Source organism: Leptolyngbya iicbica LK (assembly GCF_004212215.1).
GTDB lineage: Bacteria > Cyanobacteriota > Cyanobacteriia > Phormidesmidales > Phormidesmidaceae > Halomicronema > Halomicronema iicbica.
This window is the reverse complement of the sequence record NZ_QVFV01000001.1, coordinates 855,954-876,972: the sequence shown is the minus strand read 5'-3', so window position 1 is coordinate 876,972 and position 21,019 is coordinate 855,954. Positions and strand designations below refer to the sequence as shown.

19 protein-coding genes are annotated in these 21,019 nt (G+C 53.1%); 10 read left to right on the top strand and 9 right to left on the bottom strand.

The window, feature by feature from the left end:
* Positions 1-169: 169 nt before the first annotated feature.
* The 3 genes from DYY88_RS03810 to rpsB all read right to left on the bottom strand — a co-directional run bounded on the left by DYY88_RS03810 (position 170) and on the right by rpsB (position 3,070).
* Entirely contained in the window at positions 170-1,297 is a 1,128-nt protein-coding gene (locus DYY88_RS03810) for a hypothetical protein (protein WP_039725623.1), read from the bottom strand.
* A 265-nt stretch (positions 1,298-1,562) separates the two neighbouring features.
* A complete protein-coding gene (tsf, locus tag DYY88_RS03805) occupies positions 1,563-2,222 on the bottom strand; it encodes a translation elongation factor Ts (protein WP_039725622.1) in 660 nt (219 codons plus the stop codon).
* 59 nt (positions 2,223-2,281) lie between these two features.
* A complete protein-coding gene (gene rpsB, locus DYY88_RS03800; RefSeq protein WP_039725621.1) occupies positions 2,282-3,070 on the bottom strand; it encodes a 30S ribosomal protein S2 in 789 nt (262 codons plus the stop codon).
* A gap of 299 nt (positions 3,071-3,369) precedes the next feature.
* On the opposite strand from rpsB, the gene DYY88_RS03795 reads away from it, so the two are divergent.
* Together DYY88_RS03795 and DYY88_RS03790 are read left to right on the top strand one after the other, a co-directional pair.
* Positions 3,370-4,584 carry a type IV pilus twitching motility protein PilT gene (locus DYY88_RS03795; RefSeq protein ID WP_044151018.1) on the top strand — a complete coding sequence of 405 codons (1,215 nt, stop codon included), beginning with the start codon at positions 3,370-3,372 and terminating at the stop codon, positions 4,582-4,584.
* Between the two features lie 25 nt (positions 4,585-4,609).
* Positions 4,610-5,344 carry a circadian clock KaiB family protein gene (locus DYY88_RS03790; RefSeq protein ID WP_039729393.1) on the top strand — a complete coding sequence of 245 codons (735 nt, stop codon included), beginning with the start codon at positions 4,610-4,612 and terminating at the stop codon, positions 5,342-5,344.
* Positions 5,345-5,552: 208 nt separating this feature from the next.
* Here DYY88_RS03790 and DYY88_RS03785 read toward each other — a convergent pair whose 3' ends face one another.
* The 3 genes from DYY88_RS03785 to DYY88_RS03775 all read right to left on the bottom strand — a co-directional run bounded on the left by DYY88_RS03785 (position 5,553) and on the right by DYY88_RS03775 (position 9,176).
* Positions 5,553-5,951: a DUF6464 family protein gene (locus DYY88_RS03785; protein WP_052288246.1), complete on the bottom strand. Its 399-nt coding sequence runs from the start codon at positions 5,949-5,951 to the stop codon at positions 5,553-5,555.
* Positions 5,952-6,123: 172 nt separating this feature from the next.
* Positions 6,124-7,932 carry an aspartate--tRNA ligase gene (gene aspS, locus DYY88_RS03780; RefSeq protein WP_039725619.1) on the bottom strand — a complete coding sequence of 603 codons (1,809 nt, stop codon included), beginning with the start codon at positions 7,930-7,932 and terminating at the stop codon, positions 6,124-6,126.
* A 176-nt stretch (positions 7,933-8,108) separates the two neighbouring features.
* Positions 8,109-9,176 (bottom strand): adenosine deaminase, encoded by a 1,068-nt coding sequence (locus DYY88_RS03775; RefSeq protein WP_039725618.1) that lies wholly within the window; start codon positions 9,174-9,176, stop codon positions 8,109-8,111.
* Between the two features lie 297 nt (positions 9,177-9,473).
* Here DYY88_RS03775 and DYY88_RS03770 point away from each other — a divergent pair, with 297 nt between their 5' ends.
* From DYY88_RS03770 to DYY88_RS03750, 5 genes are all read left to right on the top strand, one after another.
* The gene (locus DYY88_RS03770) at positions 9,474-10,811 is read left to right on the top strand and encodes an adenylosuccinate synthase (RefSeq protein ID WP_039729389.1); all 1,338 of its coding nucleotides are present in this window, start codon (positions 9,474-9,476) and stop codon (positions 10,809-10,811) included.
* Positions 10,812-10,862: 51 nt separating this feature from the next.
* Complete coding sequence (locus tag DYY88_RS03765) at positions 10,863-11,486, top strand: 50S ribosomal protein L25/general stress protein Ctc (protein WP_039725617.1); 624 nt, start codon at positions 10,863-10,865, stop codon at positions 11,484-11,486.
* A gap of 66 nt (positions 11,487-11,552) precedes the next feature.
* A complete protein-coding gene (locus tag DYY88_RS03760) occupies positions 11,553-13,097 on the top strand; it encodes a bifunctional aminoglycoside phosphotransferase/ATP-binding protein (RefSeq protein WP_039725616.1) in 1,545 nt (514 codons plus the stop codon).
* Positions 13,098-13,170: 73 nt separating this feature from the next.
* Complete coding sequence (locus DYY88_RS03755; RefSeq protein ID WP_130199314.1) at positions 13,171-13,467, top strand: hypothetical protein; 297 nt, start codon at positions 13,171-13,173, stop codon at positions 13,465-13,467.
* A gap of 12 nt (positions 13,468-13,479) precedes the next feature.
* Positions 13,480-13,968 carry a GNAT family N-acetyltransferase gene (locus DYY88_RS03750; RefSeq protein ID WP_039725614.1) on the top strand — a complete coding sequence of 163 codons (489 nt, stop codon included), beginning with the start codon at positions 13,480-13,482 and terminating at the stop codon, positions 13,966-13,968.
* A 96-nt stretch (positions 13,969-14,064) separates the two neighbouring features.
* Here DYY88_RS03750 and larB read toward each other — a convergent pair whose 3' ends face one another.
* Entirely contained in the window at positions 14,065-14,853 is a 789-nt protein-coding gene (gene larB / locus DYY88_RS03745; protein ID WP_039725613.1) for a nickel pincer cofactor biosynthesis protein LarB, read from the bottom strand.
* 266 nt (positions 14,854-15,119) lie between these two features.
* Here larB and DYY88_RS03740 point away from each other — a divergent pair, with 266 nt between their 5' ends.
* Entirely contained in the window at positions 15,120-16,235 is a 1,116-nt protein-coding gene (locus tag DYY88_RS03740) for an ElyC/SanA/YdcF family protein (RefSeq protein ID WP_039725612.1), read from the top strand.
* 66 nt (positions 16,236-16,301) lie between these two features.
* Here DYY88_RS03740 and DYY88_RS03735 read toward each other — a convergent pair whose 3' ends face one another.
* Entirely contained in the window at positions 16,302-17,606 is a 1,305-nt protein-coding gene (locus tag DYY88_RS03735) for a S41 family peptidase (RefSeq protein WP_201278942.1), read from the bottom strand.
* A gap of 362 nt (positions 17,607-17,968) precedes the next feature.
* Positions 17,969-18,985, bottom strand: a complete 1,017-nt coding sequence (locus tag DYY88_RS03730; protein WP_039725611.1) for a DMT family transporter — start codon at positions 18,983-18,985, stop codon at positions 17,969-17,971.
* Positions 18,986-19,213: 228 nt separating this feature from the next.
* Between DYY88_RS03730 and sppA the strand changes: the two genes are divergently transcribed.
* Positions 19,214-20,065 carry a signal peptide peptidase SppA gene (gene sppA / locus DYY88_RS03725; protein ID WP_039725610.1) on the top strand — a complete coding sequence of 284 codons (852 nt, stop codon included), beginning with the start codon at positions 19,214-19,216 and terminating at the stop codon, positions 20,063-20,065.
* Between the two features lie 255 nt (positions 20,066-20,320).
* Positions 20,321-20,722: a chorismate mutase gene (gene aroH, locus DYY88_RS03720; RefSeq protein ID WP_207223284.1), complete on the top strand. Its 402-nt coding sequence runs from the start codon at positions 20,321-20,323 to the stop codon at positions 20,720-20,722.
* Positions 20,723-21,019: the final 297 nt, after the last annotated feature.

Below are 21,019 nucleotides of genomic sequence, written 5' to 3'. Positions count from 1 at the left end.
AGTCATCTTGCCTGCTCTTGAACAGCCGAGACGGCTGTTCAAACTTAATTTAATTCCAATTCCTTAGCTAATCCATCTGTGGTTAATGGTTGAGGGTCGGTATCTTGCTCGCGATCGCTCCCAAGCAGATAGGCAGACTTTTGGTTAGTGCCGCAATCGTGCGATCGCCTCAGTCCTCAAACCAGATGGCTCGCCAAGCATGTTCGGCTTCTGCCCGTGCTTGTTCCTGCCGCAAGGTCCGATACCGCCGACCCAGACGTTTGAGCTTATGCAGCGTTTCTTGCAAACGTCCGCGCCATAATGCCGCTTGGGCATCCGCAAACTCAACATCCGCTAAGCGTAGATTAATCGCTACCAGATGCGTCATCTCATGTTCTGGTTCATCGTCATCCTCATCAAAAGCGTCGTCTTCCTCGATGACGTCATCCTCATCGTCTGACAGGTCGCTCCGGCGATCGGCCATTTCAATCAGCACACTGACTAAATTGGGCTGACTCGGCCCTGAACTATCACCCTCTGCTTCGGTTGCCGCCGCAATCACCATGTCTGGTAAATCGGGCAAAACATTGGCCTGCTTCAGCAAATGATTGGCCAAGCTCGACAGGGTGCGTAAAATCGCTCGTAGATGGCGCTCCAACAGCACATGCCGTTTGGCGAGGCTAACCGGGGTGAGCGGTTCTGCTTCCAGAATTGAAAAGAGCGAGAGTTGTGTACTCAGCCGCTGCAAAATCACAGCTGCTTCCTCAGAGGCCGTATCGAAATTGGCCTGTTTCGCCTTTTCTGTCGCTGCATCTGCCGTTGAGTCAGCCTCGGTAGACAGTGCCTCTTGAGCCATAGACGACGATGAATCCGCAGATTCCACCGTTGACGTCTCCGGTGGGGAGGAAACGTCAGTCAACAGCGAGGAATCATCGGATGTCGCCGGAGGATGATCGTCATCATCGCTGTTTGAGCCCAAGGCTTCGTATTTCGCGACAACTGCCTCTTCGAGTTGCGCGGCTAAATCAGTAAGGTTGCTGACTTGGCCCAGTTGCGTGATTTGAGTTTGTCCTTGAGCTGCGAGCTGACGCAAACCAGTTTGCAGCTTTTCCCGCTGCGCCACTGTGAGCTCAATAAATTCTTCTGGATACGCCTGCGTGCAGAGGTGATAAGCGGCCAAAATGAGCTGCCGTTTGACGGCTTGTCCGATGATGCCCAAATAGCTTTGATAAACCGTTTGCAGCGTTTGATCGAGCGCTTGAGTTGAGGCGTCTAATTTGGCGAGGTCTGTCGCAATTTGGTCAAGGCTTCTGGCCATAAGATTAAACACAGTAGCAGCAGATGTGGACAACTGAATTAAGGTCGTTGTTCACATCTTGAGGTGGATACAATTTCAGCTTTCAATGTAACTTCCAAGAGTAAGTGGATGTTGGATTGACTAATGCGCTGAAGCATCTGCGTTCGACCATGAGTCACGCGCTAGTTTGCACTAAGGGCCGATATAGCAATACTGAACAACAAGCCAGGTAAATCATAAATGACTCACCTGGCTCGCAGTTATTGAACTAAAACACTCGCTGGTGTTACTTACCACCCGTCTGAGCCGCGACTTCAGCCGCAAAATCGACCTCTTCTTTCTCGATACCTTCACCCAGAACGAACCGGGCAAAGCGGCGAATTTGAATATTTTCGCCTAACTGAGCAACCGCCTTTTTCACCAACTCATCGACTGTAATATTTTGGTCTTTGATGAATGGTTGATCCACTAAGGAGAGCTCTTTCAGACGCTTTTCAATGCGACCTTGCACAATTTTCTCGCGAATATTCTCGGGCTTCTTAGCCAAATCTTCGCGGCCCATTTCAATGGCTTTTTCTTTCTCAATCCATTCTTGGGGAATGTCTTCGACTCTGACGTACTCTACGTTAGGACAGGCTGCAATCTGCATGGCGACATCTTGAGCCAAACTCTTGAAGTCATCCCCTTTGGCCACGAAATCAGTCTCGCAGTTGACTTCCACTAAGACGCCAATGCGGGCACCCACATGGATATAGCTATGAACGAGACCTTCAGCGGCGACCCGACCTTCTTTCTTGGCGGCGGAAGAAATGCCCTTTTGGCGCAGCCACTCAACGGCTTTTTCTAGATCGCCTTCGGTTTCTTTCAACGCTTTTTTACAGTCCATCATGCCTGCGCCAGTTTTTTCGCGCAGTTCTTTCACCAACTTTGCCGAAATTTCAGCCATGTTACCCTCGTTGCTTACTTAGTCGCTTCATCAATGATTTGTGTAACGCGATCGCCAGGTTATTCTTCAGAATCATCCTGACTATCAGCAGACGGAATATCGCCTTCATCGTCAAAATCGGCTTCCGCCCCATCGTAGTCGTCGTACATGGCACCGGAATCGACTCTGCCGTGAGCCCCTTCGTAGATCGCATCCGCTAAACGACCCACAATCAGCTTAATGGACCGAATGGCGTCATCGTTAGCCGGAATGGGAATATCAACGTCGTCTGGATCACAATTCGTATCTAGCAACGACACGATAGGAATATCCAGCTTCTTGCATTCCTGAACGGCGTTGTATTCCCGACGGGTGTCAATAATGAGCGCAACATCGGGGGGACGACGCATCGTCTTCAAACCGCCCAGATACTTTTGCAGCTTTTCCAGTTCACGACGCAACACAGCCGCTTCTTTCTTTGGACGGAGGGCTAGGGCACCCGTTTCCTGCATTTTTTCCAATTCTTTGAGGCGATCGCACCGGGTCTTGATGGTTTCCCAGTTGGTCAGCATGCCTCCCAACCATCGCTGGTTGACATAGTTGGCACCGCAGCGGGTGGCTTCCTGCGCGATGATGCCAGCCGACTGGCGCTTGGTACCGATGAACAAAAACTTTTGGCCTTGAGCCGCAGCGTCACGGACATAGGCAAACGCTTCGTCCATGAGTTGGGCGGTTTGCACCAGGTCAATAATGTGAACCCCATTGCGAGATGTAAAGATGTACTGAGACATCTTGGGATTCCAGCGGCGGGTCTGGTGACCAAAGTGAACCCCAGATTCCAACAATTGGGGTAAAGAAACAACAGGCATGATTTTGTAACTCCTTTCGGGTTTAACCTCCGCTCGACAGTCTTTAGTTCAAGACACCCAAAAGGTCGAGCGTGCGATTTTAGACAACTTTACAAAAGTAACATGGAAAGCGCCTGCCTGTGGCGGTCAGGACGAATTATTTTGAGTCGGCGTAACAAAGTTAATAAGTGAGTGGCCCAGAGCGAAAATTCGGCTGCACAATAGGGAAACCTACAGAGTGATCAAAATGGTCAAGGGCATCTGTCAGTGCGTCAGCAATGTCCCTCGTGAGATGTTTGTAAATCTACGGAAAGCGTCCTATGTCTGCCGAATCTCAACGTCCACCTGCGGTTCCTTCGCGTATGCCGCCGCCTCCCCCTCCAGGCCGGGCAGCAGCTGGTAGACCCCCCGCTCCGCCCAGTGCGGCGGCGCCTCGTCGCAGTGCGCCGCCCCCACCCACCACCCCTGCAAAATCGACGTTGTCGCTAGAGCAGATTTGTCGGGAAGCCTTCGATAAGGGCTTTTCTGACATTCACTTGGGCGTTGGGGAGGTGCCTCGCTTCCGCGATCGCGGTCAGATTGCGACCACCGATTATCCCGTGATCGACGAACCGACGTTTTACGGCTGGCTCGCCGAAGTGCTTAAACCAGAAGAAATCCAGCAGTTCAAGCAGACCTTAGACTTTGACGGTGCGGGCCAGTTCGATTTTTCTCGGATCCGGATTAATATTTTTGACTCATTAACAGGGCCAGCGCTCGTTATTCGTTTGATTCCTAACAAGATCTTGAGCATGGAGCAGCTCAACCTGCCAAATGTGTTCCGAGATATTTGCCACTATCACAAAGGCCTGGTGTTGGTGACGGGGCCCACAGGGTCCGGTAAATCCACCACGATGGCGGCGATGATTGACTACATCAACAAAGAGATGGCGAAAAATATCATCACCATCGAAGACCCAGTTGAATTTGTGCATCAAAGTCGCAAATCATTGATCAAGCACCGGGAAGTTGGACGGCACACGCTGGAATTTAAAAATGCGCTGAAAGCCTCCCTGCGGGAAGATCCGGACATTATTCTCGTAGGTGAAATGCGTGATAAGGAAACGGTCAACACAGCGATGAAAGCTGCCCAAACCGGACACTTGGTGATGGGCACGCTACACACCAACAGCGCCGTTAAAACCGTCGAGCGGATTCTAAATTTGTATGAACCCGATCAACAAACCCCGGTGCGGATTTCGCTGGCCGAATCGCTCGTTGCGGTAATTGCCCAGGGGCTGTGCCGCACCACCGATGGCAAACGGGCCGCCTTCCACGACATCCTAATCAACACAGATGCTATTAAGGACTACATCATTCGGGGTGACTTGGATGAAATTGAAGCTCTGATGCCGAAGTGCGGCTTTGATGGCATGTGTACTATGAACCAGTCTTTGTATGCCCTCTATGAAACGGGCAGAATTACCGAGGAAACCGCGCTGGAAATGTCACCTAGACAGAACGAAATGGCGCAAATGCTCAGAGGACGGGTTTAGAGTTCCATAACTGATGTTGAGTTCGATGCATCCACTTCCTCCTCCAGCATTTAAGGGCATTGCTGTCTTTACGCCGGGGGGGGATTTGGTTTACTGCCGTGATTATCAGAAACGGGTGCAGTGGCATCTGAATCTCTGTGGAGCGTTGCAAGAGCAATTGGGCTTGCCGGAGTCGCCGCATTTTTTGGTGCCGGCTTTTACTGCGACGGTTGATTGCTGGCAAAACTCAGCCACGGCAACGACTCACATTGCGGCTGAGGCCTATCCTTTTGTTTATCACTACCAGGGTCTCTTGAATGCCATTTTTGACCTGGGTAATCTGGAGTGGACGCGCTTGCGCTTTGACCCTGATAGTCTCGATTTATCGGTGTTAGAAACCTATCGATCGCGCTTTCCACAACTGTGGGAAAGCCACAATTTAGTGCTGGATCTGTCTGAATCACCAGCTCTGGCTCACCAACCTGAAGAGACGGTGGAACTTCCCCATGAAACGACCGGAATTGTCTTAAAGCTCTTTGTCTCTGGTCCTTCGGCAGCGACTGAAAAAATTCTCACAACGTTACAGCAGGTGTTAGAAGGGGCGCGTCGCCAACCCTATACTCTGCAGATGGTTGATGTGTCTAAACACCCGGAACAGGCAGAGGCCGATCAAGTGGCAGCGACACCGACGTTGGTGCGAGTGGCACCGTTACCGGTGCGACGCTTGGTGGGTGAATTAGATAATCCAAGGGCGATCTTGACCCTTTTGAGAGATTCCTAGTCTGCCGTCGTGGGGCAACGGGCCGTACTCGTCGCAGTCCCGAGCGGGGCCACTCGCTATGCAGGGTGCTGATTAGACTGCCGTGGTGGCGATATTTCATGCCAAAACAAAGGCCCAGGAGAGATCCTGGGCCGGGGTGTTAGCTATAGAGCGACGGAATGATCTCTGGTTACAACTGGCAAGCGATGAAGTAATGCCGCAAGTTGAACTAGGCCACGCTGGAAAAAGCCGGTAAGGGGCAAGTATTCGGCATCGGCGGAATCGGACAAGCATTCGCTGTTTCTGGCGGTGTCATAACGACCTCGCGCACCACTGGTGCCTCATAAAACTGACAGCCGTGACAAGGACCGCAAGGGTTCATCGCGCAGCGCAGGTAGGGCGATCGCGCGTTCATCTCGCAGCTAAAATCGCCAATGACGTAACCAATGCCTTCAACATAGTTCAGGTCGCGATCGCGCTGAATGGCAGCTTTCAAACCACCCCGAGCCGCTGCTTCCATGGCTCGCCCAAATTCGGCCCGCACCTGCCCACGCGAGCGTAGACTAATCCACGTCGAGATTAAAGCCGGTACTAAACTAAGACCAAAAATCAACAAAACTATGAGCATAGGGGTTCTAAGAGAATCGTCTCTGACATCAATTGATGAGATCCTATCGTGATGTTGAGAGCACATGGTCTCAGCTTTATGTATTTGTAGTAATCCTTATGACTCGTTGTAAAGTTGTGAAAACTTGAGGGTGGAACAGCTCATGAATCAAGGATTTTTCGATTGATTGCGGCTAGTTTTCAGTTGCCTCAGGCTTGGGTTTGGGCCGATAGGTCGAAGCGACCTGCAATTCTTTAAGCTGTTGCGCATCCACGGTAGAGGGAGCGTCGGTGAGCAAGCACCGGGCCTGCTGGGTTTTCGGAAAGGCGATCGCATCGCGAATGGACTCTTCGCCCGCCATTAACATCACCAGACGATCTAAGCCGTAGGCGATCCCCCCGTGAGGCGGAGTGCCATATTCAAACGCTTCCAGCAAAAAGCCGAATTTTTCTTGCGCCTCTTCTGCCGACAGGCCAATGGTTTCAAATACTTGTCGCTGCACTTCTGGCTGATAGATGCGCAAGCTGCCGCCACCGATTTCATAGCCGTTGAGCACAAGGTCGTAGGCTTGAGCGAGGGCCGTTTTCAAATCATCCAGGTCGCTAGGTCGGGGCGCTGTGAATGGGTGGTGCAAGGCTTCGAGTCGCTGCTCATCTGCGTTCCACTCAAACATGGGGAAGTCGGTGACCCACAGTAGGTTGAGCCGATCGGCAGGGATCAGCTTCATTTCTTTGGCGATCGCCTGTCGCACCCGATCCAGTGTGGGGTTGACAATGTCATCGGGGCCAGCCCCAAACAGTAGCAGTGTCCCCGGTTGCGCCCCCGTCCGGCGCAGCATCTCTTGCTTTTGCTCGGCGGTGAGGTTGTCTTTAATGGCTCCAATCGTATCGATTTCTCCACTTTCCCGCACGCGGATATAGGCCAAGCCTTTCGCGCCTGCTTCGGCAGCAACTTTAAAGAGATCGCCGCCGGGCTTGATGCGAACATTCGAGATCACCTCATTGCCATTGGGAATGGGCAGCACTTTTACCATGCCACCAGATTTCACCGCGCCGGAAAAGACCTTGAAACCGGAGTCCGCCACCAGATCCGATACCTCCACCAGTTCCAGTCCGTAGCGGGTGTCGGGCTTGTCGGTGCCATAGCGATCCATGGCTTCGGCGTAGGTCAACCGAGGGAATGGGCGTGGCACCTCCACCCCCTGCACGGTTTTGAAAATGTGACACACTAGCCGTTCGTTCAGGTCGAGAATTTCGTCCTGGGTGAGAAAACTCATCTCCATGTCGAGTTGAGTGAACTCGGGCTGACGATCGGCCCGCAAGTCTTCGTCGCGGAAACAGCGGGCAATCTGGTAATAGCGATCGACCCCGGAAACCATCAAAATCTGCTTAAACAGCTGTGGCGACTGGGGCAGAGCAAACCATTCGCCCTCATTCACCCGCGATGGCAGGATGAAGTCGCGCGCGCCCTCGGGGGTGGAGCGGGTCAAAATCGGCGTCTCCACTTCCATGAATTGCTCTTCGTCTTCCAAGAATCGACGAATCGCTTTCACAACGGCATGGCGAGTTTGCAGGTTTTGGGCCATGCGCTCGCGCCGCAAGTCTAAATACCGATACCGCAGGCGCAGTTCTTCCCTGACGGATTCCGCTTCAGCCGTGGAAACTTGAAAGGGCAACTGCTTGCGCACGGCATTCAGCAGTTCAATTTCATCCGCATAAATTTCGATTTCGCCCGTGGGCAATTTTGGATTCATCGCTCCGTCTTGACGCTGGCTCACTTTGCCGGTGATGCGCACCACATATTCGTTGCGCAGGTCGTTGGCGGTGGCAAAGGAGCCGGGAGTGCGTTCTGGGTCGCTGACAATTTGGACGATGCCGGTGCGATCGCGCAAATCGACGAAAATCACGCCCCCATGGTCACGACGGCGATCGACCCAACCAAATAGGGTGACTGTTTCGCCAGTGTGGGAGGCCCGCAAGTGGCCGCAGTAATGGGTACGCATGATGTGCTTAGTGCTGTTTGAACGCGACAGATAATTACAAAACCTTCCCATTATCTAGGATCATGCCGCTAGTCGCACCCTTTCATCGCAGATTTTGTTGACGAAAGGGTGGCATCTTTGCACTGGGGCAAAACCAATGCCTGTCTTGAATCTCCCTGTCGGTTGATGGTAAAGGTTTACCCGTGCACTGCCGGCTCATCGATTTCTTCTCCCATGAGGTGGGTCAGTTGTTGGCGCCGCAGCATTGACTCAATGACGGAGCCGGGCTGGCGTTCGTGAGGCCAAGCAAAGGCATGACGGAACGCAGCGGCTTGGCAGGCTTGCAATTCTTCGAAGCCGATGATGTCTTGGGTCAACAAGTTTTCGTACTCAAAGGGCAGCCGCACATTGTGCAATCCGGCGTTATCGGTGCAGATGGCGATATCAACTCCAGCCTCAAAGCAGCGATCGAACACGACTTTTAACTGCTGCAAGTCTTCTAGCGTGCCCGTTTTGAGATAGGTGGTCGGACACACTTCTAAGCACTGCCCACGAGCCGCGACCTCGCGCAATAAGTCGGGACGCTGAAGGGGAATTTGAATGCCATGACCGATGCGCATCAGGTAAGGCAACAATTCGGGGTGACAGCCATCTTGGGTTTCGAAGACATGCCCGGTAGTGCTGACACCTAATTCCCGAGCGTGGGCATACAGGGTGGTGTATTCGTCCATGCGATCGCCGTACTTGGCATCGCCCCCGGCCAGGTCAATCGCGCAGACATATTGAGAATATTGAGCCGCTAGCTCCACAATGGCCTGGTTCACTTCGTAGGGCAATTTGGAGTGCATACAGAGAATCTGTTTGGTCACAATCGGATATTCCGACTGCTGACTGGTTTGTCCTACCACCTCAATAATTTCTGCCATTTTTTCGATACGTTCATGCTGAGGCAGATGCTCGGGGGTGCGGAGATACGGGGTATAGCGCAGTTCCAAGTAGGCCAAGTTTTCAAAAATATAAGCGCCGCGAATTAAGCGATAGACGAAATAAGGGAGAGCTTCCTGGGTTTGCACACTTTCCACCAGCGTATGCAACTCTAAATACTCGGCCAGGGTATTGCGAGGGCGAGTGTAGAACGCTTCAAAATCGGGATACCCCTCAAAGCGCTCAGAAACGTCTGGACGGTTGCGCTCAAAATAGCGCCACAGCACTCTAGGTACAACGGAACCGCCCAAATGGCGGTGCAACTCAGCGTACAAACTCATGGAGACCTCTTGGATAAAATGGGCAGGAAAAGTGTAAAGAACCGTAAAACGATCTGGAAGTTATCTACTGTTTTAACGTAAACAACTTGATTCCGTTTTAAGATAAAAAGTTTTGTTCTAAATTCTCGACTTGCAATATTGAGCGCAATGCCTGACGGCCAGCTGAGCACCGTCAGCTAATCGCCAATGAAATTAGGGATTAGAGTTTTCTGGCTTAGGCTGAAAAATAGTGTCTTGACAGGCTTGCAAAAATTTGCGGATAATGGTCATTTGTGTGAACAGAAGACCTTAAAGACATTGGCAAACGTCGTAGTAATTGGTGCCCAGTGGGGCGACGAAGGGAAAGGGAAAATCACTGACCTCTTGAGCCGTTCGGCTCATGTGGTCGTCCGTTACCAGGGCGGCGTAAATGCAGGTCATACGGTCGTTGTTCAAGATCAGATTTTCAAGCTGCACTTAATTCCCTCCGGTATTTTGTATCCCGACACTGAGTGTGTCATTGGTAGTGGCACAGTCGTTGATCCGCGCGAAATTATTAAAGAATTGGACATGCTGGAAGGGTTCGGGGTTTCGACTCAGAACCTGTTCATTTCTGAATCGGCGCATGTGACGATGCCCTATCATCGCTTGCTCGACCAAGCCTCGGAAGAGCGGCGCGGCAGCAAGAAAATTGGCACGACTCGTCGCGGTATTGGCCCCACCTATGCGGATAAGTCCGAGCGGGTTGGTATCCGCATGATTGACCTGGTGGATATGGACGGGCTCGATGAACAAATCGAGTGGACAATTCAGTACAAAAATGTTGTCCTCGAGAAGCTTTACGGCTTGGAACCGCTGGATCCCAAAGCGGTCATTGAAGAATATAAGGGCTACGCTGATCGCTTACGTCCCCATGTCGTCGATGGTTCGCTGTTGATTGACCAGGCCATTCGCGATCGCAAAAACATCCTCTTTGAAGGAGCGCAAGGAACCCTCCTTGACCTGGATCATGGCACTTATCCTTACGTGACGTCTTCCAATCCTGTAGCGGGGGGAGCCTGCATTGGCTCTGGCGTGGGGCCAACGATGATCGATCGCGTGATCGGGGTTGCCAAAGCTTATACCACCCGCGTCGGTGAGGGGCCATTTCCTACCGAGTTGATAGGGGGGCTGGGCGATAAGCTCTGCGAACTGGGTTCAGAGTTTGGCACGACGACCGGCCGCCGCCGCCGCTGTGGCTGGTTCGACGCCGTCATCGGGCGTTACGCCGTCCGCATCAACGGCATCGATTGTCTGGCAATCACTAAATTAGACGTGTTGGATGCGCTCGATGAGATTCAGGTTTGCACCGCTTACAAAATTGATGGGGAGATTCATCAAGAATTGCCCAATAGCGGACGGTTGTTTGCAAAGTGCGAACCGATATACACTACTCTTCCGGGTTGGAAGCAATCCACCGCTGATTGTCGATCGCTCGAAGATTTGCCGTCCCAAGCGCTGGACTATCTCAAGTTTTTGGCTGAGTTAATGGAAGTGCCCATCGCGATCGTGTCGCTGGGGGCCAGTCGTGACCAGACCATCATCGTGGAAGACCCTATCCACGGCCCCAAACGAGCCCTGCTTCATGAAAATGGCAGTGCTTCGCAAGTTGCTTGATCGTTTGTTTGTTTGCCTACCGAAATCCTTTTGAAGTTGTAAGTAAGTCCTATGGAACTGTCAATTGAATGTCAAAAACGCGATGCCAGCGTGAATCCGAGAGCGTTGCGCCGTGAGGGACAAATCCCTGCCGTCTTGTATGGTCATGATGGCGATGCGTCCGTTGCGCTCACGGTGGATCAGCGCTCGGCTGAGCGGTTGGTGCGCAGCGCGTCCATCAACAATACGCTGATTAATGTCAGTGTGCCTGAGATGCCTTGGACGGGGCAAGCTTTGCTGCGTGAAGTGCAGACTCATCCTTGGAAAGATAAGCTCTATCATCTGAGCTTCTTCTCCATTGCGAGTCAGTCCAGCGTAGATGTTGTGGTTCCGGTTCACTACGTCGGCACGGCCAAAGGGGTGAAAGACGAAGGCGGCACGTTGGACATCATGGTGTCTGAGCTAGCCATTCGCTGTGCGCCTGGTGCGATTCCTGAGTCAGTCGATATTGATGTTTCTGACCTGGCAGTGGGTGAAAATCTCCATATCAGCAACCTCAAGTTGCCTGCTGGGGTGGAGGCGATCGCTGATACCGACAAAACACTGGTGAATGTTGCGGCACCAAGAACGGTCGCCAGTGAGCAAGAAACCAGTACTACGGTTAGTCTTCTCGGTACTGAACCCGCCGCAGAATAGTTTTGACTGATATGACGAACCAGGGATAGCCATCCCTGGTTTTTTATTGCCCAAAGATAGGTGTTTATGGCTGACGTATCGCTGCCCCCACTCATTGAGCAAATGCTCCAACCAGAGTTTTATGCCCACCAGGTTGAGACTCCCATTCGGCTGATGCAGACTCACGTCTCTTACGTGCTGCTGACTGGAGACTTTGCCTACAAGGTGAAAAAGTCGGTGGATTTTGGCTTTCTCAACTATTCCACCTTGGCTAAGCGGCAACATTTTTGTGCTGAAGAACTGCGGCTGAATCAGCGTGCGGCATCACCTTTGTATCTGGAAGTGGTGCCGATCGCGCAACAGGGCGATCGCTATATTTTGGGGGATGCTGAGGGCGGCGAAGTGGTGGAATATGCCGTCAAGATGCGGCAGTTTCCGCAAGCAACTTTGCTGAGTCACTTGTTTGAACAGGGTGGCCTGTCTCAGGAATTGTTACGAAAACTGGCGGAGGCGATCGCGGACTTTCACCTCAAAGCCGAGACCAATGACTACATTCGCGAATTTGGCACCGTCGAAAACGTGCGCCAGTCCATCGACGAAAATTACGAGCAGACGGTCGGTTTCATTGGTGGGCCACAAACTCAACAGCAGTTCGACGACACCAAAGCCTACACTGACAAGTTTTTTGCCACTCAAGCAGCGCTTTTGCAGCAGCGGATGGATCAGAACAAGATTCGCGCCTGCCACGGCGACTTGCACCTCAACAACATTTGCTATTGGCAAGACGAACTGCTGCTGTTTGACTGCATCGAGTTCAACGAACCCTTCCGTTTTGTGGATGTCATGTTTGACATCGCTTATATCATCATGGATTTGACCGTGGCCGGACGGCAGGATTTGGCGGCTAGCTTTTTGAGCCACTATGTCGAATGCACGGGCGACTGGGAAGGCCTGCAAGTGTTGCCGCTATATGTCAGCCGCCAATCTTACGTGCGGGCCAAGGTCACTTCGTTCTTATTAGGGGATCCTTCGATTGACGAGGCGACCAAACAAGCGGCCTCAGATAAAGCGGCGAAGTATTACACCCTGGCCTGGTCGTACGTGCAACCCCAAGCGGGCCAATTACTGGTCATGTCGGGGTTATCCGGGGCGGGTAAGAGTACAGTTGCCAAAGAGTTGAGTCGTCAACTGGGGGGCATTTATCTCCGCTCAGATGCCGTGCGCAAGCATCTGGCCGGAGTCCCCTTGCAAGAGCGAGGCGACGACAGTCTCTATACGCCAGCCATGTCGCAGCAGACCTATGCCCGGTTGACTGAACTCGGGGGCTTGCTGGCCAGCTTGGGCAACACCGTAATTTTGGATGCGAAATTCGATCGCGTGGCCACTCGACAACTGGCGATCGCCCAAGCTCACGCTCACAACGTGCCCGTGACAGTGGTTCATTGTGACGCGCCTCTCGCGGTGTTGGAACAGCGGGTGCGCGATCGCCAGGGCGATATTGCCGATGCGACTGTCGCCGTCCTCGCCAACCAACAGTTCGAACCCTTTACGGCAGCAGAGCAGCCCTATGTAAAACGGGTTGATACAACCCAACCGCTGCCTGCTCAATTGGCGACTATAGTAGAGGCGTAAATCAGTTGGGCAGTCTGCTCCCACGAGAATGGGGTAAGGCGGTTCAGGAAGTCTGTTGATCTGCGGGGCCATTGTGACTGACAAGATCTTTCCCGTTGCGCTGAAACTGTGGCTGGTGTTTTTGCTGGCCTTTTTGCTGTTGGGCTATGAAATTGTCCCCAGCATTATCTTTGGGGCGATCGCCGGCTTGGCGGGTGGAACGGTATCGGCTTGGTGGCAAACCCCTGGTGGTGAGCCCGCGCCCCCCACGATGGAACCCAATGCCCTCAACAAACTGGGCGAAAAGCTCAATCCTGGACAGGTCCAAAACCGCCTGCCCTTTTTGAAACTCTTTACCCGTCGCGATCGCCGTTATCCTGGCCCGCGCTAATTCATCGCTACTATGACGTTTAAGATTCGCGAGATTCAGCCGTCGGATGATCCCGCTATTGCTGCCATCATTCGCCAGGTCTTGACCGAATTTGGTGCTAATCGTCCCGGTTTTGCCTGGGCAGATCCCGAACTTGATCATTTATCCCAGGCTTATCAAGGCGATCTCGCCCAATACTATGTCGTTGTCCATGACGATCGCGTCATTGGCGGCGCGGGGATTGCCCCGTTTCCCTGTGAATATGAGCAAGTATGCGAGCTGCAAAAAATGTATCTGTTGTCAGAATTTCGCGGTCGAGGCATCGGCCGACACCTGATGCAGCGATCTCTCGAGGCTGCCGTCGCGATGCAATATCGTGGCTGCTACTTAGAAACCTTTGATGCGATGCACGGGGCGATCGCCCTGTACCAAAAATCAGGCTTTGAACCTCTCAAAACGCCTTTGGGCGACTCCGGCCACAACAGTTGTAATCGGTTCTTTGTGCGGTGGTTCAACTCGTAAAACGATCACTGAAGCAAGTCGTCGAACTCGGTTAGGATACCCCCACTAAGTCTCTTCACCCAACTACCCAGCCACACAGCCACTCAACTGCGCCCCCTACGGGCGATCGCTCTTAGCCTGAAGCCGCTGGGCCGTGCGCAAGATTTGTCCGGCCAACATCGCCGCCCCAAAGCCGTTATCGATATTCACCACGCCGATGCCCGTGGCGCAGGAGTTGAGCATCGTGAGCAAAGCCGACACGCCGCCAAAGTTGGCCCCGTAGCCGACGCTGGTGGGCACCGCCACAATGGGCACATCCGAGAAGCCTGCCACGACGCTGGGCAGCGCCCCTTCCATGCCTGCGACCACAATTAACACGTCCGCTTGGGCTACCACATCGCGATGGCGCAACAAGCGATGAATACCCGCCACGCCGACATCCCACAGTCGCAGTACGTTAAACCCCGACAGTTCGGCGGTAATTGCTGCTTCTTCTGCCACGGGCAAATCGGCGGTGCCCGCTGTGAGAATGCCCATGATGCCGGGATGCTGGGGTTGCAAGTTCATCGGCACCAGCGCACAAATTTTGGCTGCCTCGAAATACAGGGCTGCTGGCAGCGCTGCCCGAATGTGTTGTGCGACGTCAGGTTCGATGCGGGTGGCCATGACCACAGGGGTGCGATCTCGCATCGCCCGCATAATCGCCACAATTTGCTCCACCGTCTTGCCTGGTCCCCAAATCACCTCGGGAAATCCCGTGCGTAGCGATCGATGATGATCGACCTTGGCAAATTCATCAACGGGTTCAAACTCTAGATATTTCAGCTTTTCAAACGCTGACTGGGGACTGATCTGTCCCTGGGCGATCGCCTCTAATAACTGCCGCAACGCCTCTGGCTGTGTCACTCAAGATTCCTAACCACAACCTATTTAGCGTATCGCGATGCTGAGGGTTCAGGGCAGTCACCGATGGGTGTAGCACAGGAGAATCGGCGGCTAAGAAAAACTACTCATGGCTGATCGCTGGGCGGCTGTAAACATCCCCCTTGAAGTGTGCCAGAAAGATTGAACGCATGTATCATTCCACATGCAGGGCCGCCTATCTGCCCCCAACAATTGCCGTGCGTTGAGGGTGGATGAGCGATCGCAGTCTTAGGCTTTTCCCGCGCAGCATGGTTTTAGAACTGCTTACTCGCATCTTGGTATGGGCGGCCATGGGGCTGTTCATCTGGTATGTGCTGCTGAAATTTATCCCCCGTAACTTTTTGACCTGGTTTGGGGGAGCCATCATTTTGACGTTGTTTGTGTTGTCATTCATTGACCCCAACGACGAAACGATTGGTTCGATTTGGCAAATTATTTCGTTACCGCTGACGCCGCTTGGTGCGACTCTAGGGCTACTGATTTTGGCCCTGGCCGAAAAAAAAATTAAAGGTCGCTATGTGAGCGTTGCCTTTGCCATCTTACTGGTGGCGAGTGTGCCACTCTTTGCGCGCACCATTGTGAATCAGGCAGAGCAAGCGGTGCAAGAAGCCTATCGTGTCCAGCAGGGTATTTGCGAAGATGTCTGCCCGACGGGTATTCCCACAACGATTCCCCTCGGTCAAGTGGTGGTTGAGGTTGTCATCGCCGAAAATATGGACTTGATCGCCCCGCTGGAGTCTTTCCCAAGTCGCATTGATAGCGAGGTTGATCTCGATCCTATCTTGGTGACTCGCCTCGCTAGTGCCGCTCGATTAGAGCAGCGGTTACGGTCCCAGGGCAGCTCGCCTCTCGTGTATGTGACCGCTGGTCCGTTGTACGGCTCTGCCGAAGAAAAAGGTGCCAAAGAAAACACATTACGCCAAATCCTCATTAGCCAAGGAGTGCCGTCGACGAGCATCTCAGTCGGTGATGCGGGTATGAATATTCATGGGGCCATGCGCGATGTGAAAGGCCTGTTGGAAGAACGAGGAATTCTACCGAATCCAGATTTGCCACAGCGCGAGACGCAACGGGTGGCTTTGGTCGCGCCCGCGTTATCGATGCGCCGCGCCGCGCTCACGTTTGAGAAAGAGGGGCTACAAGTGATTGCTTGGCCTACCAATCTGTACGGCAGCAGCCGACCCACCGGCGATACCCTCGCAAAATTGTCAGACTTAGTCCCCAGCGTTGAAGCACTGCGACTGACCAGTCGTTATTGGAACGAGGTGTTGACCTCGTTTTACTACTTTTTACGGGGTTGGTTACCCGGCTTCAACGTCCGGTGGAATGAGGTGGTTGAGCTGGTACCTGATGAAACTCCGTAAGTCGGGAGGCCTGCACTCTTGTCTAATTAATTGAGTGACCGCCGCTGGGCTCATCAGCCAGGAGCATTACTCGTCCGGCGATCGCCCTAACTGGGTCGGCGTTGCTGGCATGGCGCGATGACTTTGGATCGTCGGTGCCAGGGACTCGACCGCTTGAATAAACTGGGTATCCTGTTCTGAAGCCAAGCGAGTCAGATCGCGAAACAGATCACGCTCTTCGCTATTACTCAATTCGACTTCAATATCAGGCGTGATGCCCTTGTGGCTAATGTCAGTGCCGTTGGGGGTGTAATAGTGAGCGATCGTCACCGCCAGCCCCGAGCCATCGGAGAGTCCATACAGTGACTGCACTAGCGCCTTACCGTAGGTCGTCGTGCCGACAATAGTGGCCCGATCATTGTCTTGCAAGGCTCCCGTCAAAATTTCGCTTGAGCTGGCGGAGCGACTGTTGACCAACACGGCCATCGGCAAATCAGTCAATGCAGAACGATTGGCGTTAATTTCGGACGGTTCGCCGTTGCGATCAAGGGTGCGGACAATGGGGCCACGCTGCAGCCACAGACGGCTAATTTCAATGCTGGCTGAGAGCAGCCCTCCCGGATTGCCGCGCAAGTCTAAAATGAATGCCTCTGCATCCTGGTCCGACAAAGTTTCGATCGCTTCGACCATTTGCTCAGTCGCGTGGCCATTGAACTCATCTAAGCGAATGTAGCCAATGCGATAACCATCGATTTGCTTGAGGTCATGGGCCACCGTCGGCAGTTCTAACCGGGCTCGCGTCAAAATGACCGATTGGGGATCGCTCCCGTTGCGGGAATAGGTCACCGTGACTTGAGAGTTTTCGGTGCCGCGCAGCAGTTGGGCCACGCCGTTAGCAGTGAGCCGTTCGACTGATTGCCCATCGACCAGCAAAATGCGATCGCCGACGCGCAACCCCCGTGCCGCGGCTGGCGAATTTTCCAGAACTGTAGTGACGACAATGCTGCGGGTCTGAGCATCGCGTTGCACCTGTAAGCCGACACCTGAAACCTCGCCAGCTGTCTGATCTGAAATTTCGGCATACTCGCGAGGATCTAAGAATCGCGTGTAGGGATCGTTGAGACGGCGCAACTCGTCTCGCAAGGCATCATAGGCCGCTTCAGTCGATGTGTAATCGCGATCTAATAATCGTTGCCGAGCGGCCAACCAATCCGTTTGATTAAAGGTGGAGTCAACATATTCCTGATAAACCAGCTGCCAGGCTTCATCCAGTACTGCTTTGGGACTGTTTTCGGCTAACTCTGCGGCCTCAGCGATCGCTTGAAAAGGGCTTGCCACAGTGGAGACAGCTGTCAGTAGCGACGTGGCGATCGCGCCTTTAGTAACAGCCATTAGCGAAGAAGCTCGTCGATTCGCAGCGCGGGTCATAGGTGTAAATGGCGGAAATTGAGATTTTTGCAGGTAATCAGCAGCGACGCCATCAGCGCACAAGCACCTGGCGAGCTTGTCAGAGCCAAGTAAACGGCACTGAAACTAATTGAAGGTTAGTCTAGCCAAAAAAGTTGAGCAACAGCGTCACGGTGTTCCAATTCTTAGACTGTATTAAGTTTTCAAGTGGGATGACGGTATTTGTCTCTGGCGGCTTGGTCGAAGGGGCGTATTCAGCGTGCTAGTGCGGATCAACCAAGCCCTCGCCATGCATCGCGCACTGGGTAAGCGCTGAGCATCAGCCCAGCACCTCGGGGCAAAACGACTTAACTTTTGGATTCAACCGGTGGCTCATGCAACAGTTGCCACTTACTCAGCACCCACTGGGTCAAGGTTTCGCGCTGGTTAATCAAATAAATACTCACGATAGTGAATGAGACTCCTAAGGTCTGAAGCGGACTCAACACTTCGCCCAAAAATAAATTGCCAAACAACAGGGCAAAGACTGGCGTCAGGAAGGTGAGGGCACTCAGACTCGTCAGATTGCCGCGAGAGGCCAGAAAGAAAAACACGCCGTAAGCGATCGCGCTGCCAAAAATTGTGGAATAGGCGATCGCCCCCCAACCCGTGAGACTAATGCCCGCCCAAGGTTGGGGCTCACCGATGAGCGAGAGGGCTGCGAGCGGCAGGCCCCCCAGCATCATGTGCCACCCCGTCGCCACCACTGGGTCAGCCTCTTGCGCAACGTAGCGAATCAAAATGGTGCCCACCGCCATCGACAGCGCGGCCATCAGCATCAGCCATTCGCCTTGGTCGAACAGCAACTGCAGCAGCATGAGGCCATCAGCGGGCACCTCAGACAGCGTGAAGTGACCTTGAAAAAAACTAATGACCCATTCATCCGGTAGGCCGAGCAAGGTGATGCCAGCCAATCCGATTGCCAGCCCCAGCCAGCCTAAAGCGCCCACCTGCTCTTGAAATAGCCACCGCGCCATTAACGCGACTGCCAAGGGCTGCGAATCAATCATGACGGACCCTAAACCAGCGCCAGTCCGCACGAGCCCTTGGGCTAAAAATCCCTGAAACAGGGTGCCATCCACCAGGCCAAAAAAAGCAATCCAAAACCAGCCGCGCCAGCTAACCTCAAAGCTGCGGCCCATAATCATCGCTGCGATGAGCACTAGCCCCCCCGCTGGCAACAGTCGCATCGTGGCTAAAAAGAAGGGCGCTGTGTCGGGAATGACCCCTTTCATGGCGACCATCGCGGTGCCCCATAGAAAAAAGGGCGAAATGATGATGGGTAGCCGCCAAAGGGGCTTAGGGGTGGATGGGGTTAGGGCCATGGACGGGGTCAGCGATCGCCAAAGTTATTGAACAAACATTACTTCAATATAAAGAAACTTGAAGTCACTAGCTAGTTGCCCTAATCTCTCACGGTTGCCCAGAGGGTTCAGCCAGGCGAGTACAATGGGCGATAAACGTTAGTTCTACAGCCAGTCATTCTTCGCCAGTGATGGCTCTGTTTTGGCAACTGTGGCAAGCTCATCATCTTTACTTAGTCTGCTCCATCTATGATTTGGCCATTTAAATCCCGTGCTCAACAATCGATCGCTCGCATTGAAGTTAGTGGCGCGATCGCTGGCACCACTCGCAAACATGTTTTAGAAGCCCTGGAGCAAGTGATCGAAAAGAAATTTCCCGCGGTGCTACTCAGAATTGATAGTCCTGGGGGAACGGTCGGTGACTCTCAAGAAATTTACAATGCTTTGCTGCGGCTCCAAGACAAGGACATTCCCGTCGTAGCGAGCTTTGGCAATATTTCGGCTTCGGGCGGTGTCTACATCGGTATGGGCGCAAAGCATATCGTTTCTAATCCTGGCACGATTACGGGCAGCATCGGCGTCATCCTCCGTGGCAACAACTTAGAACGGCTGCTTGACCGAGTTGGCGTTTCCTTTAAGGTGATCAAATCTGGTCCGTATAAGGACATTCTCGCTTTTGATCGCGAACTGACCGATGCCGAACAGTCGATTTTGCAGGAGTTGATTGACGTTAGCTACGGTCAGTTTGTTAAAACCGTGGCCCAAGCGCGGGGCCTCGCAGAAGAGGTGGTGCGGGGGTTTGCTGATGGCCGCATCTTTACGGGAGAACAAGCGCTGGAACTGGGCGTCGTCGATCGTCTCGGCACGGAAGAAGATGCCCGCCGCTGGGCCGCTGAACTGGCAGGTTTAGACCCTGACAAGGCCCCCGTCAAAAAGCTCGAAGCCAAAAAGACCGGACTGCAAAAGTTCTTGCCGGGGCGCAGTCAGTCAATGTTGGCGCAAATCTTTCCCGAAGCTTCAACCAATTTGCAGACGGTCACCAATTGGCTAGAGTTTGAAATCTCGACCTCGGGTTTACCGTTGTGGCTTTATCGTCCCTGATGGAGATTTGCCGGAGGGCGATCGCGGGCTCGGCAGGTAACTAGCGTTAAAGGAGATGGAAGCGCCTGAAAGCCCGATCATTGAGACGACAGCGCGCGGGCCTAACTTTGCAGACTTAGCCGATTTCCTCGGATACAGCCCACACAATTTACATCAGCACAGGCTGCTAGGATTGACGCTAATCAATCCCGTTTTACATATTTCAAAGCGAAAGAGTACTTAATATTTTGGTAAGGCATGTTGGAGGAAATAAATGTGGGTTGGCGAATTCAAGGCATCCGTGGCGCCATCACCGTGTCTCAAAACTCGGCCGAAGCGATCGCCGATGCTACCCATGAGCTGTTAGATGCCATCGAGTCGCAAAATCGTCTCAGCCCTGAATATTTAATTAGCGTCACGTTTTCCGTTACTCAAGATTTAGACGCTTTGTTCCCGGCAGCGGCGGCTCGGCAGCGTCCCGGTTGGGATGTCGTTCCGCTACTAGATGTACAACATATGCATGTCGTGGGTAGCCTGCCGCGCTGCATTCGCGTGTTGATGCACACACAAGTGCCAGTTCTCCACGAACAAGTGTCTCACGTGTATCTGCGAGAAGCCCGAAACTTACGCCCTGATCTCGATGACCGTGCCGTTTCGGTTCCTTCGCGGCATGATTAGCGGCGCAGTACTGCACCCGTCTGCAGGCAAAACTACCCTTCCTGATTGTTGACTAGGCTTCGCAGTGGCGACTTGCGGTCAATGCCGAGAGTTAAGCAGGCACGATATCGCCAATGCCATATTGTCAAAACTGTGTTGGCAACTGACTAGAGTTGGGGCGATTTTTGCGGTGCCGTGGAGTGGAGATCTGTCCTGGCAGTACTCAAGAATTCAGCTTGCTGGAGCGTATAGTTTGCTGAATGTGTTGGCAACAGTTCGGCGATCGCAATGATGCCAGACAAATTTCAGAAAATTTCT